Source organism: Streptomyces sp. SID3343 (assembly GCF_009865215.1).
Taxonomy (GTDB): Bacteria; Actinomycetota; Actinomycetes; order Streptomycetales; family Streptomycetaceae; genus Embleya.
In genome coordinates this window covers 1-12,501 of the sequence record NZ_WWJX01001608.1, presented here as the reverse complement: position 1 = coordinate 12,501, position 12,501 = coordinate 1, and the positions used below count along the sequence as shown (strand labels likewise).

At 70.7% G+C, this 12,501-nt stretch carries 9 protein-coding genes and 1 pseudogene; 5 read left to right on the top strand and 5 right to left on the bottom strand.

Annotation, left to right across the window (positions count from 1 at the left end; genetic code table 11):
* Window positions 1-488 (bottom strand): annotated as a pseudogene (locus GT354_RS51650) (hypothetical protein); the annotation flags it as partial.
* 375 nt (window positions 489-863) lie between these two features.
* Window positions 864-2,033 carry an aromatic ring-hydroxylating dioxygenase subunit alpha gene (locus GT354_RS51645; protein ID WP_161365390.1) on the bottom strand — a complete coding sequence of 390 codons (1,170 nt, stop codon included), beginning with the start codon at window positions 2,031-2,033 and terminating at the stop codon, window positions 864-866.
* Between the two features lie 158 nt (window positions 2,034-2,191).
* Between GT354_RS51645 and GT354_RS51640 the strand changes: the two genes are divergently transcribed.
* A complete protein-coding gene (locus GT354_RS51640; RefSeq protein WP_161365388.1) occupies window positions 2,192-3,175 on the top strand; it encodes an alpha/beta hydrolase in 984 nt (327 codons plus the stop codon).
* A gap of 78 nt (window positions 3,176-3,253) precedes the next feature.
* Here the strand turns inward: GT354_RS51640 and GT354_RS51635 are convergent, their stop codons facing one another.
* On the bottom strand, window positions 3,254-3,646 hold the full coding sequence (locus tag GT354_RS51635; protein ID WP_161365386.1) for an ATP-binding protein: 393 nt from the start codon (window positions 3,644-3,646) through the stop codon (window positions 3,254-3,256).
* Window positions 3,647-3,916: 270 nt separating this feature from the next.
* Between GT354_RS51635 and GT354_RS51630 the strand changes: the two genes are divergently transcribed.
* From GT354_RS51630 to GT354_RS51620, 3 genes are all read left to right on the top strand, one after another.
* Window positions 3,917-4,786: a helix-turn-helix transcriptional regulator gene (locus GT354_RS51630; protein WP_161365384.1), complete on the top strand. Its 870-nt coding sequence runs from the start codon at window positions 3,917-3,919 to the stop codon at window positions 4,784-4,786.
* A complete protein-coding gene (locus tag GT354_RS51625; protein WP_202513230.1) occupies window positions 4,783-5,052 on the top strand; it encodes a DUF397 domain-containing protein in 270 nt (89 codons plus the stop codon). The genes GT354_RS51630 and GT354_RS51625 overlap by 4 nt, the downstream gene beginning before the upstream one ends.
* Before the next feature lie 222 nt (window positions 5,053-5,274).
* The gene (locus GT354_RS51620) at window positions 5,275-8,523 is read left to right on the top strand and encodes a BTAD domain-containing putative transcriptional regulator (protein ID WP_161365381.1); all 3,249 of its coding nucleotides are present in this window, start codon (window positions 5,275-5,277) and stop codon (window positions 8,521-8,523) included.
* Window positions 8,524-8,583: 60 nt separating this feature from the next.
* Here the strand turns inward: GT354_RS51620 and GT354_RS51615 are convergent, their stop codons facing one another.
* Together GT354_RS51615 and GT354_RS51610 are read right to left on the bottom strand one after the other, a co-directional pair.
* Window positions 8,584-9,426, bottom strand: a complete 843-nt coding sequence (locus GT354_RS51615) for an ABC transporter permease (protein WP_161365379.1) — start codon at window positions 9,424-9,426, stop codon at window positions 8,584-8,586.
* A gap of 97 nt (window positions 9,427-9,523) precedes the next feature.
* A complete protein-coding gene (locus tag GT354_RS51610; protein WP_161365377.1) occupies window positions 9,524-10,513 on the bottom strand; it encodes an ATP-binding cassette domain-containing protein in 990 nt (329 codons plus the stop codon).
* A gap of 568 nt (window positions 10,514-11,081) precedes the next feature.
* Between GT354_RS51610 and GT354_RS51605 the strand changes: the two genes are divergently transcribed.
* Window positions 11,082-12,386 carry a hypothetical protein gene (locus GT354_RS51605; protein WP_161365375.1) on the top strand — a complete coding sequence of 435 codons (1,305 nt, stop codon included), beginning with the start codon at window positions 11,082-11,084 and terminating at the stop codon, window positions 12,384-12,386.
* The last annotated feature ends 115 nt before the right edge of the window (window positions 12,387-12,501 follow it).

Here is a 12,501-nt window from a genome sequence, read left to right as displayed (position 1 = left end):
ACGAGCAGTCGACGCCGGGTCGAGCCGCGGCCGGTGGGCGGGTCTTGAGCCACGGCCTCTCGGGGTACGTCCGCCGTGTCGCGCACCGGCGGCGGCAGGACGAGCACGGGCGGACGGGGCGTCAGCACGCGATCGAGGTCGACGGCGGTCGGACGCTGGTCCGGGTCGGGGTCCAGGCACAGCCGTAACAACGGTCGCAGGCCGGGCGGCGAAGTCCCGCCGCCCGCGAACGTGATGAGGTTGGCGAACGCGAGGACGTCCTGTGCCGGGTCGCCGGCGGTGTCGCCCGCGCGCCCCGCGAATCCGGTCACCCGCGGACCGTACGGCGTGATCAACACCTGATCCGGGCCGAGCCGGCCGTGCACGAGACCGATCGCGTGCACGCGCGCCAGAGCGTCCGCGATACCTGCGGCGATCTCGCGCAACGGACCTTCCGCAAGCGGTCCGTCGTGCTCTACGACCTCACCGAGCGTGCGCACACCGGGCATCGCGGACGCCCTTCCGGGACCTGTCGAGGTGCTTGCCGGAGAGCAGAGTAGGGTCCTGCGGCGCGGCGCGGGCAGCTTCGAAAAAAACGATCCGGATACGCTTCGCCCGACCGGGTCGCGAGCCGGTCGCGAGCGGCTTCGCGCGGGCCGCGGGCCCGCGAAGCAGACGAACGGGGCCGGCAAACAGGCCGGCGAAAGCAGCCGGCAAAAGCTGCGGACAAAAAAAGGAGGCACCCGGCCAAAGGTGCCTCCTTCGCGAACCGCACAGCGTTTCGCGAGCAGGTCGATCATAACCCGCGCGCGCGAGGTTCCCGACCAGGGCACCCGGTCACGGCCCGCCCGCCGCCGGCGACCCGCTCCCGCCGGCGGAGCGCATCAGTGCGGTGCCGCCGCCAAGGCGTCGTCCCACACCCGGTGCCAGTGCGCGATCGCCGACTCGCCCGTCCCCACGACCATCGTCGGCAGGCCGGCGTCGAAGCCGCGCTGGCAGGATTCGGCGCCGGGGAAGTCCTCGGCCCGGAGCACTCTCTTGTTGGTCTCGTGATTCGAGCGCGCGGTCGCCATGCTCGCCTCGCTCAGCGGCTCCCACGTGCCCTCGGTCATGTGGATGACCGAGCGGTTCGGGCGGTCGCCCGGGTAGATCCGCAGCAGTGTCGTGCTCAGCGGACTCTCGATCAGCACGGCCGACGGCAGCAGGGTCTGCACGTTGACCATCGGCAGCCGCGCCGGCCACGCCTGCTCGGGTACCTCGGCGAGTTGCTCGAAGCCGCCGGCGATCGGCACCGCGAACCGGGTGTGCGGCCCCCACGTGTCGACGATGCCGTGGTTGAGCACGATGCCGTCGATCGTGTTCTTGTGCAGGAACGGGACGTGGTACGCCTCGACGTTGATGTCCACGTTGAGCTTCCAGTTGCACTCCAGGTCGAAGCGCTCGCTGATCACCGCGCGGGTGCGCTCGTAGGGAAACCCCGCGAACGCGTCCTCGACGTCCGCGAGCGCGCCCTCGACGACGACGTCGGGACGCAGGCCGACCACCACGAGTCCGGCGGACAGCGCCACCGGCAGTGGGCGCAGCCCGTACTTCTCGGGGTCGATGCCCGGGAACTGCGGCCGGCCCGGCAGGCCGACCAGTGCGCCGCCGCCGTCGAACGTCCAGCCGTGATAGCCGCAGCGAAAGCGCCGGGCCGAGCCGCAGCCGGTTCCGGTGGTGCCCTCGGTGCGCGGCGTCTCGCCGCTCACCCGCATACCGCGGTGCGTGCAGGCGTCCAGGAACGCGTGCAGTTCGCCGTCCTGATCGCGGGTCACCAGGACCGGGACGCCGTCCACGTCGCGGGCGATGAAGTCGCCGGGCTCGGCCACCTCGCCGGCCCAGCCGATCACCTGCGGGGTGCGCCGGAAGAGCACCTCGCGTTCGCGCGCGAAGCGCACCGGATCGGTGAAGCACGAGCCGTCGAGTTCGACGGGGGCGGTGCCCAGGTCGAGTGTGCGGTTGGCGAGGTGGTCGATGATGCGTCGCCCCGTGGCGACGACGTCCTGGTGCTTCACGGGTGACTCCGTTGTCCGTGGCGGGTGCGTTGTCCGCGCGGTCTGCGGCGCGCCCGCTCCGGCGACGCCTCTGTTACACCGTTACATTGTTGGATGCACGGCATACCCCGTCAATGACTCGTGTCGACGGTGTGGTGTGATCGCAGGGCAATCCGCACGTGGAGGTCAGCACCATGCCCGGCCGGGTCGAGAACGTTGCCTATGACATCGCGGGTACGACGCTGTCGGGTCTGCTCGCGCGACCCCAAGCCGGCCCGCCGGACCCACCCGACACGCCGTCCGACACGCCCGACCCGCCCGAAGCGCGCGATCTGTTCGGCGGGGGTGGGACACCCGCTCGCGGCGTACTGCTCGCGGTGCACGGCGGTGGCTCGCGCGCGGCCTATTGGCACCGCGAGAACGCGACCGGCGACTCACTGCTCACGCTCGGCGCGGCTCTCGGCTGGACCGTGCTCGCGATCGACCGGCCCGGCTACGGTGCCTCCGCCGGGCTCGATCGCGCCCGTCAGGGACTGGACGCGCAGGCCGACCTGTTGTTCGCGTTGATCGACGGCTTCGGCGACGTACCGGTGTTCGTCGCGGCGCATTCGATGGGCGCGATCCTGAGTCTGCGGATGGGCGCCGACAAGCGCGGCCGGGACCTGCTCGGGCTCGCCGTCGGCGGCGTGCCGCTCAAGTACACCCAGGCCCGCCTCGACGAGCTCGCGGCGATCCCCACCGAAGGCGACTTCGTGCCCTCGACCGGTGGCGGCGGCGTGCCCGACACGTTCTTCGGGCCGCCCGGCAGCTACGATCCGGGGCTGCTCACTCGTGCCGGTCGGATCGTGGCGCCGGTACCGATGGCCGAGTTCGTCGACGTGCGGCAGAACCCGTACACCCTGCCGGGGGTGCTCGCGCAGGTGCGCGTGCCCGTGCAGTGGACCATCGCCGAGTTCGAGCGCTCCAATCTCGCCGGGCCCGAAGTCCTCGACGAGGCAAGGCGGTTGCTCGCGCTCGCACCGCGCGTGGAGACGCACATCCAGCCCGGCGTCGGCCACAACATCAGCCTTCACCACGCGGCTCGTGCCTATCACCTGCGTGTACTCGCGTTCGCCGAGGAGTGCCTGCTCGCGCGCCGAGCCGGCGGCTCGACCACCGACTGAGGTCACCGGCCGAGCCCGCCGAACAGGGCCCGACCGGGCGGCGGCGACCGCCGCCCGGTCGGGCGGACCCGGCGCCGGCTACGCCCCGTCGGGCAGGGTGAACCACACGACCTTGCCCGGCGGAAGACGGTCGACGCCCCACGCGTGGGACATGCACTCGATCATCCGCAGGCCGCGGCCCGACTCCGCGTCCCAGTCGCCCACGCGGGGCACCGGCATCCGCGGCGAAGGGTCGCGCACCTCGACCCGCAGCACGTCTCCGTCGTGCAGCAGGGTCAGCGCGTGCCACGCGCCCGGTCCCACGTGAACGAGCACATTCGTCAGTAATTCGGTGAGCAGGACTTCCGCCACGTCGACCAATTCGGCGAGGCCCCAATCGTGCAGAACCTTTCCGGTGGTCCGACGGGCTCGTCCGACACCCCGGGCGGACGCGGAGAGTTGGACGCAGTAGTGACGGACGTCCTCCGCCATCACCGGCATGTAGACCTCCGGACGTGCGGCAGGGGGTCGCGTGTTCCGGGAACGAACACCCAGGGCGACCCGTGAGCGACATTGAGTCATGGCCGACATGCAGCGTGCCCGGCCGTCGTCGATTCTGCAATTCCCAAACTTGGATTGACGGGACCTTTTCGGTAGTAGCCACACTTTCACTCGCAGTAGGGCACACTGTCCCCCGATCGGACGCGCCGACGTTCCGGTTCGGCGCGTGAACAGAGCGTGTAGTGGAGGTGCGGCGTGGCCATGGCGCCCAACCCGACCGTCCGGCAGCGCAGGCTCGGCACGGAATTGCGGCGGTTGCGCGAAGCGCGCGGCCTGAGTCTCGAAGATGTCGCCGTGCGGCTGGAATGCTCGGATTCCAAGGTCAGTCGGATCGAATTGGGGCGAAGTGGCGTGCGGCCCGTCGACCTGCGGATCCTGCTGGATCTCTATCAGGTCGCCGACGACCAGGAGCGCGACTCGTTGCTCCTGCTGGCGCGCGAGGCCAAAAAGCGTGGTTGGTGGCACAGTTACTCGTCGATCCTGCCCAGCTCGTACGCGGAACTGCTGAGCCTGGAGGCCGAGGCGTGCGGGATGCGGGGATTCGAACTCTCGCTCATTCCCGGCCTGCTCCAGACGCCGGACTATGTCCGAGCGGTGATCGCGGCAGTACGCGAGGACATGCCGAGCGATCAGGTGGACATGCTCGTGCGCGTACGTCAGGAACGCCAAGCGGTACTGGATCGAACCGGCCCGGGCGGCGAGGCGTCGTTTCGACTCACCGTGGTGATCTCGGAGGCCGTGCTGCGCACCGTCGTGGGTGGTCCGGAGACGATGCGGGCCCAACTGGAACACCTGACGGCGGCTGCGGCCCGTCCCCATGTTCGACTCCAGATCCTCCCGTTCGCGGCCGGCGCCTACCCCGCCATCGAGGGTTCTTTCTCGATCATCGGATTCCCCGCGCTTTCCGATCTGGATGTGGTCGTACTCGACACACATACGAGTAGCCTCTATCTGGAGGAACCGGAACACGTCAGTGTCTATGAGCGTATGTTCGAGGACATCCGCGCTTCGGCGCTGTCGTACGGCGAATCACTGTCCATGATCGAGAACGCTGCAAAGGAATTGTCTTGAGCAACACAAACCCGGGTTCGCAATACCAGTTCGTTTCCCCGATTATCGCCTCGGCTTCCCACTCCGACGTGGAAACCGCAGGTCACGGCACTGCTATTCGTCACGCTTGGCGACGCAGCAGTTACAGCGGCGCGACCAGCAATTGCGTCGAGACGGCTCCCACCGCGTCGGCGGTCCTGGTGCGCGACTCGAAAGTTGTCGCCAGTCCCGTGCTCGAACTGGGCGCGGGCGCGTGGCACACGTTTATCGGTCGCGTCGGCGCCTAAGCCGTTTCGAGACCGATACCGACCGGTTGTCAGTTCACTCTCCTCACTCCCAGGAGTGGGAATTAATACCACGAAAGAGTGAATTCTCCTGATGATCGTCCCGGGTTCCCGTGCCCCGGGACGCTCCCAGTTCGCAACTCTCCGCCGTCGACCGATCACACTCTTGTCCGCTCCCGACCTCCGGTCCACTCCGGGGGCGCCCGGGGATGGAAGAGTGGAGGCGTGCACATCTCGGTGCTTGGCCCGCTCGACGTGCGGGACGACGACGGTAAATCCGTGACGATCGGCGGCGCGCGCCTGCGCGCGCTGTTGATCCGGCTTGCCCTGGACCCCGGCAGGCCGGTCTCCAGCGAGCGGCTGATCGAGGCGGTCTGGGGGGAGGACCCCCCGTCGGGGGCCGCCAACGCGCTCCAGTCGCTGATCTCGCGGCTGCGGCGACAACTGCCGGCCGACCTCGAATCGGGCCCCGCCGGCTACGTGCTGGCGATCCGGCGCGCCGACGTGGACGCGCACGTGTTCGCCGATCTCGCGATTCGTGGCCGCCGACTCCTCGACGAGCGCGACCCCGCCGGCGCCGCCGACCTGCTCGGCCGAGCGCTCGCGCTGTGGCGCGGGCCCGCGATGACCGACGCCGCCGACGCCCCGTTCGCGATCGGCCCCGCCGCGCGGCTGGCCGAACAGCGCCTGGGCGCGATCGAGGACCGGGTGCAGGCGCACCTGACGCTCGGTCGCACGGGCGGGCTGGCCGCCGAGTTGGAACAGCTCACCCGCGAACACCCGCTGCGCGAACGGCTGTACGGCCTGCTGATCCGCACGCTGCACGAGGAAGGCCGCCGGGCCGACGCGTTGACCCTGTACCAGGGGCTGCGCGAGCGGCTCGCGGACGAGTTGGGCATCGACCCGTCGCCCGACCTGGAGGCCGCCTACCTCGCGGTCCTGCGCGGCGGCGACTCGGCCGGGACACCCGAGGCCCGACCCGCCGGCGCCCCGGCCCCGCCCGCGGCCCCGACGCCCGCCGTCCCGCCGCGCGACGCGCCCGGCAACCTGCCCGCGCGACTGACCACCTTCGTCGGCCGCGACGACGAGGTGCAGCGGGTCGGTCGACTCCTGGACCAGTCCCGCCTGGTCACCGTCGTCGGCCCCGGCGGCGCGGGCAAGACCCGGCTCAGCACCGAGGCCGGGGCCCGTCTCGTGGCGCGCGGCGCCGAGTTCGCCGGCGGTGTGTGGTTCGTCGAACTCGCCCCCGTGCTGGACCCGTTGGACGTCCCGCAGGCCGTGCTCGGCGCGCTCGGCGGCCGGGAGGTGGGCCTGCTCGAAACCCACCCGCCGGTCGGCCGCGACGTCGTCGACCGGATCGCCGAACTGCTCGCGAGCCGGCCCAGCGTGCTGATTCTGGACAACTGTGAGCACCTGGTCGCGTCGGCCGCGGCCTTCGCGGGCCGGTTGCTCGCCCAGGCGCCCGCGGTACGAATCTTGACCACGAGCCGGGAGCCGCTCGGGATCGACGGCGAGATGCTCTACCCGCTGGGCCCGCTCGCGCTGCCACCCGCCGGTGTCGGCGCCGACGACGGGATGACCTACGCCTCGGTCCGGCTGTTCGCCGACCGCGCCCACGCGGTGCGCCCGGGACTGGTCATCGACACCGACACGATCGGCGCGGTCGCCGAGATCTGCCGCCGCCTCGACGGCCAACCGCTGGCGATCGAACTCGCCGCCGCGCGCACCCGTTCGCTCACCCCCGGCCAGATCGCCCACCGGCTCGACGACCGGTTCCGCCTGCTCACCGGCGGCAGCCGGACCGCGCTGCCGCGCCATCAGACGCTGCGCGCGGTCGTCGAGTGGAGCTGGGACCTGCTGGAGGACCGCGAACGCGGCGCGCTGCGGCGGCTGTCGGTCTTCGCGGGCGGCACCACCCTGGAGGCCGCGGAGGCGATCCTGCCGCACGAGGGCGACTTCGCCGCCGAGGACGTGCTCGACCTGCTCGCCGGACTCGTGGACAAGTCGCTCGTCGACGTGGTCGGCACGACCGAGACCCGATACCGCCTGCTGGAGACCATCCAGGCCTACGCGGCGGAGCAACTGACCGCGGCCGGCGAGACCGAAGCCACCGCCGCGCGCCACGCCGCGTGGTATGTGGACTTCACCGCCACCCAGGACTCGCGGTTGCTGGGGCCGGGCCAACTGGCGGCGCTGGAGCGGCTCGGCGCCGAACACGACAACCTCGCCGTCGCCCTGCGCCACGTCGTCGAGCACGCGAACGCGGACGAGGCGGTGCGCCTGGTCGGTTCGCTGTCCTGGTTCTGGGCGATGCGCGGCAACCACGGCGAGGCCCACGCGTGGGGTCGCGACGCGCTCGCGATACCGGGCGCCACGTGGAGCGAGCGGCTCGCCGAGACGTGGGCGTTCCACGCGATGCACTCGTTCGCGTCCTCGGAGGACAGGGAAGGCATTCGGGCGTTCGCCCTGGCGCGCCTGATCTCGCGGCGATTGGATCCGGGGCGGACCCGTACGCTGCCGGTCTTCCTGGACATGTTGGCCGCCGTCGCCCGGCGCGACCACCCGGCTCTCGGACGAGCCCTGGTGGCCGCCGACGTCCTGGAGGATCCGTGGGCGCAGGCGATGGTACGGCTGATGCGCGGCCACTTCGCGGTCAATCTGGGCCAACCCGACGAGGCCGTGGGCTACCTGTCCGACGCGCGCGATCGGTTCGCGGCCATGGGTGACCGATGGGGCCGTGCGTCGGCGATCTCCGGGCTGTCGGAGTTGTTGGTGTATCGGGGCGAGTTCGACGCGGCTCTCGTCGCGGTGGACGAGGCGCTCGAACTGTTGCGGGTACTGCGGGCCGACGACGAGGTCCCGCAACTCCTCGTCCGGCGCGGGACGATCCTCGCGCGCTCGGGCGACCTGGACCAGGCACGTCTGGTGATGGAGGGCATCGCCGAGCGGGTGGACGGCCGCGGGACCACCATGCACACCCTGTTCGCGGAGATCGGTCTGGGGGAGATCGCCCGATACGTCGGCGACCTCGACGAAGCCGAGCGTCGCTTCGCCAGTGCGCAGCGCGTGATGCCGAACGACAAACTGATGCACCCGCAAATGGTGGCGTCGCTGAACGTCGGCAAGGCCCACGTAGCGTGCGCGCGTGGGGACCTGGCCGCCGCCCGCGCGGCGGTGGTCCTCGCGACGTCGAACGCCCTCGGCTCCCAGGACATGCCGATCCTGGCCACGTGCGTGGAGGCGAGCGCATCGGTGACCGCCCTCGCCGGCGACCTTGAAGGGGCCGCGCTGCTGCTCGGCGCCGCGAAGGCCGTGCGCGGCCACCCGGACCTGAGCGACATCGACTCGGAGCGGATCAGTCGCGAGGTGGAACAGGCTCTGGGGGCCGAGGAGTTCGCTCGACACAGGGCCCTCGGTGAGGCGCTGACCCCCGAGCAGGCGGTGGCCCTGATCGTGCCCGACGCTCAGCACTGATTCCCCGTCACCACCTGGGTGACGGGGAATCAGGGGAGGGCGACGCGGCACGGGTGTCGATCAGGTCCGGCGGCTGTAGGCCCGCAGGGTCAGCGGGATGAACACGAGCATCAGGCCGGCGGCCCAGATCAGCGTGACGATCGCGTGGTGGGCGACCGGACCGCCGGTGGTCAATCCCCGAGAGGCGCCGGTGAGTTCGGTGATCGGGTTGACCTTGACCCACGCCTGGAGCCAGCCCGGCATCGTGTCGGTCTTGGCGAACAGGTTCGAGCCGAAGGTCAGCGGAAACATCATCATGAAGGAGACGCCCTGCACGCTTCGGGGCTGCTTCATGGTCACCCCGAGCAGCGCCACGACCCAGCACAGCGCGAACGCGAACACCAGGACCAGGCCGATCGCCGCGGCGACCGCGATCGGGTTGGTGTGGAAGCGGAAGCCGAGGATCGAGCCGAACACGAACACCGACGTCACCGCGACCAGGAAGCGCAGCACGTCGCCGAGCACGGTGCCCGCCAGCGGCGCGATCCGTGAGATGGGCAGGCTCCGGAACCGGTCGAACACGCCCGTGGACATGTCGGTGCACAGCCCCACACCCGTGCCCACCGACGCGAATACCACCGTCTGCACGAGGATGCCGGGCAGCAGGAACTGGAGATACTCGTGCGTGCTGCCCTCGATCGCGCCGCCGAACAGGTACACGAACATCACGGTGAACAGGATCGGCTGAAGGGTCAGGTCGATCAGCTGCTCGCTCTGCTTCTTCAGCTTGACCAGGCTGCGCCAGGTCAGCGTCAACGTGTGCCGCAACACGGTGGCCGGATCGCTTCGGTGCGGCACGCTCGCGATCGGGCCGGGGCGCTCGTCGATGTGCTCGGCCGCGGGTCGGACGGTGGTCGTGGTCATCGGGTCGCTCCAAGTACGGGGCCCAGGTGGGCGATCGTCAACAGGACGAGGGCGAGCATCGGCAGCACGCGCGTGCCGTAGAGGTCGGCGAGGCGGTTCATGCCGCCTTCTTCCGGTCGCCCTGCCCGTCGTCGTGCTCCGGCTCGTCCTGGTTGCGGTGGCCGGTCAGGGTCAGGAAGACCTCGTTGAGGCTGGGCAGGCGCAGCGCGAGCTCGGTCGCGCGGATGCCCGCCTCGTCGAGCCGGCGCACCACCACCGGCAGCAGGTCCTCGTCACTCACCGGCACGGTCGCCTGACCGCGTTCGGGCTCGACGACCGGTTCCCGACCGGTGAGTTCGTGCAGGATCGCGGTCACGTCCGGCAGCCGGGCGGGATCGGCCGGGCGGATCTCCAGGCTCTGCCCGCCGACCTGGCCCTTGAGTTCGTCGGACGACCCCTTCGCGATCACCCGACCGTGGTCGATCACCACGATGTCGCTCGCGAGTTGGTCCGCCTCGTCCAGATACTGCGTGGTCAGCAGCACCGTGACACCGTCCTCGCGCACCAGGTTGCGCACCAGGTCCCACACCATTTCGCGGCTGCGCGGGTCGAGTCCGGTGGTCGGCTCGTCCAGGTACAGGAACGCCGGGCGGCCCACCAGGGACGCCGCGAGGTCGAGTCGGCGCCGCATGCCGCCCGAGTACGTGCCGGGCGCGCGGTCACCCGCGTCGGTCAGGTCGAACCGCGCGAGCAGTTCCCGCGCCCGGGCCTTGGCGTCGCGCCGGGACAGATCGAGCAGCCGGCCGAGCAGGAGCAGGTTCTCGTAGCCCGTCATCTCCTCGTCCACCGAGGCGTACTGCCCGGTCAGGCCGATCAGGCCGCGGACGTTGTGTGCCTGGCGCACGGTGTCGAAGCCGCCGACCCGGGCGATGCCCGCGTCGGGCTTGATCAGCGTGGCAAGGGCTCGGACCATCGTGGTCTTGCCCGCGCCGTTGGGGCCGAGCAGGCCCAGAACGGTGCCGGTCTCGGCCCGCAGGTCGACCCCGTCCAGGGCGTTGGTGGTGCCGTACCGCTTGACGAGGCCTTCGGTCTCGATCGCGTAAGTCATGGGGTTGCTCCCCGTTCGTGGTTCCTCGTCGCCGTCGTGGTCGACTCTTCGATTGCGTTGTCACCACTGTGGAGGGGGCGGCTGATACCGGACGCACACGCCGCCGGCACGGCCGGCGGCCCGCTGACAGCCGAGCCGTCGCGGGGTCGGTGGACACCGGGCGATCAGTGCGTGACGAGTGGGTGATCGGCACCGAACGGGCGGCCGGCAGCGGTAATGTCCTGGCCCTGGGACATCGGCGCGCCACGGCATCGATGCCCGCACACACAGGTCCGCTCAGAACGAGGGAAGACCATCGAGTCAGGTCTCACATGCGCGATAACTTCGATGTGACACCGTTCCACGCTCGCGATGGGGTGGGCACGGCAAGGCGTGGCGCCGGGTCGACGAGACCCCACGGCACAGGGGCGCACACGACAGTGGGGGAGGCAGGGCGTTGGCGGCAGCCGTTTCGATTCCGGGACCTGCGGGGTCAGGTGCGCCGGCGCGGCGCTCGGCGAAAGTGTTCCGATTGCGCGGTATATCCGGGCGTCGGCTCCTGCAGGCCGGCGCCACGACACCGGGCCGAATGCTCCTCACCGGGGTCGCCCTGATCCTGATCAGCCTGCTCGCGGGGTTGTTCGCGGTGCTCGCGGTGGCCGACCGAGCCGGCGCCGCCCGGTCGGTGGACAACGGCAGCGGGCCGTTGGGCGTCGACACCCAGGAGATCTACCGCGCACTGGCCGACGCCGACGCGACGGCGGCGGCGGGGCTGCTCGAAGGCGGAGTCGAGTCCGACACCGTGCGTCAGGTCTACCAGAACGCGATCGACACCGCGGCGCGCAACCTGATCAAGGCCGGCTCGGCCGGCGTGTCCGAGAAGGAGAAGGACGAACTCACCAAGATCGGCACGCAACTTCCGGTGTACGCCAGCCTCGTCGAGCGGGCCAAGGCGGAGACGCGCCAGGGCAACACCGTCGGCGCGGCCTACCTGCGGGCCGCGTCCAACAACGTGATGCGCAAGGAGATCCTGCCGGCTGCCGAGAAACTGCACACCATGGCGCAGCAGCGGCTGGTCGACGACCACGACGACGCGACCTCGAAGCCGTGGGTCCCGATCGTGCTCCTCCTGATCAGCCTCGTGGCGATCGCCGCGTCGCTGTTGTTCTTCGCCAAGCGCACCCGGCGTCGGATCAACGTCGGCCTGTTGATCGCCGGAGTCGGCACTCTCGTGTCGGTCGTGTGGTTGTGGACCGGTACCGACTCCTCGCGCGCCGACCTGGACCGCAGCAAGCGCGACGGGTGGGGACCGGTCGAGAAACTGGCCCAGGCCCGTTTCCAGAGCCTGCGCGCGCACGGCGACGAGAGCCTGACGCTGGTCATGCGCGGCAGCGACAACGGCTCGTACGAAGAGGACTTCAAGGACGCGTGGACTCTCCTGATGGGCGGCCCCGAGGTCAAGGCGCGTCCCGCGTCCGAGGACGGCCCCGCGATCAAGGGGCGCCCCGCCGCGATCGGCGCGCTGGTGGAGGCGGAGAAGATGTCGCGGTCCGACCCCGAGACCCGGGCCAAGATCCTGGCCGCGCAGACCGCGGCCGCCGAGTGGTTGAAGGCCCACGAGTCGGTGACCAAGCTGTACGACAGCGGCAGGTTCAAGGAGGCCGTGAGCCTGGTCACCAAGGCCGACGGCGCGTCGCGTGTCGCGTTCGCCCGCGTCGAGGCCGCGCTCGACGAGGCGGTCGCCGAGGATCAGCAGGACTTCGAGAATTCGGTCACGTCCGGCCGAAAGGCGTTGAACGGTCTGGAGATCGGTGTCGGGGTGCTCGCGCTGGTGGCCGCCGCCGCGATCGTGGACGGCGTGCGGCGCGAGGTGGGGAGGTACAACCGACCATGAGGACGAGGACTCGCAGCACCCTCACCGCGTTCGTGTGTGTCCTCGCGCTCACCGCCGCGTGCGGCGCCGAGACCGGGGGCCCCGGGCCCGACCGGCGAAGCGCCGCGGAGCCGGC

Coding starts and splice junctions, on each gene's coding strand:
- GT354_RS51635 (WP_161365386.1), bottom strand. CDS start 3,646: ATGGCGGAGGACGTCCGTCACTACTGCGTCCAACTCTCCGCGTCCGCC.
- GT354_RS51630 (WP_161365384.1), top strand. CDS start 3,917: ATGGCGCCCAACCCGACCGTCCGGCAGCGCAGGCTCGGCACGGAATTG.
- GT354_RS51615 (WP_161365379.1), bottom strand. CDS start 9,426: ATGACCACGACCACCGTCCGACCCGCGGCCGAGCACATCGACGAGCGC.
- GT354_RS51610 (WP_161365377.1), bottom strand. CDS start 10,513: ATGACTTACGCGATCGAGACCGAAGGCCTCGTCAAGCGGTACGGCACC.
- GT354_RS51605 (WP_161365375.1), top strand. CDS start 11,082: ATGCTCCTCACCGGGGTCGCCCTGATCCTGATCAGCCTGCTCGCGGGG.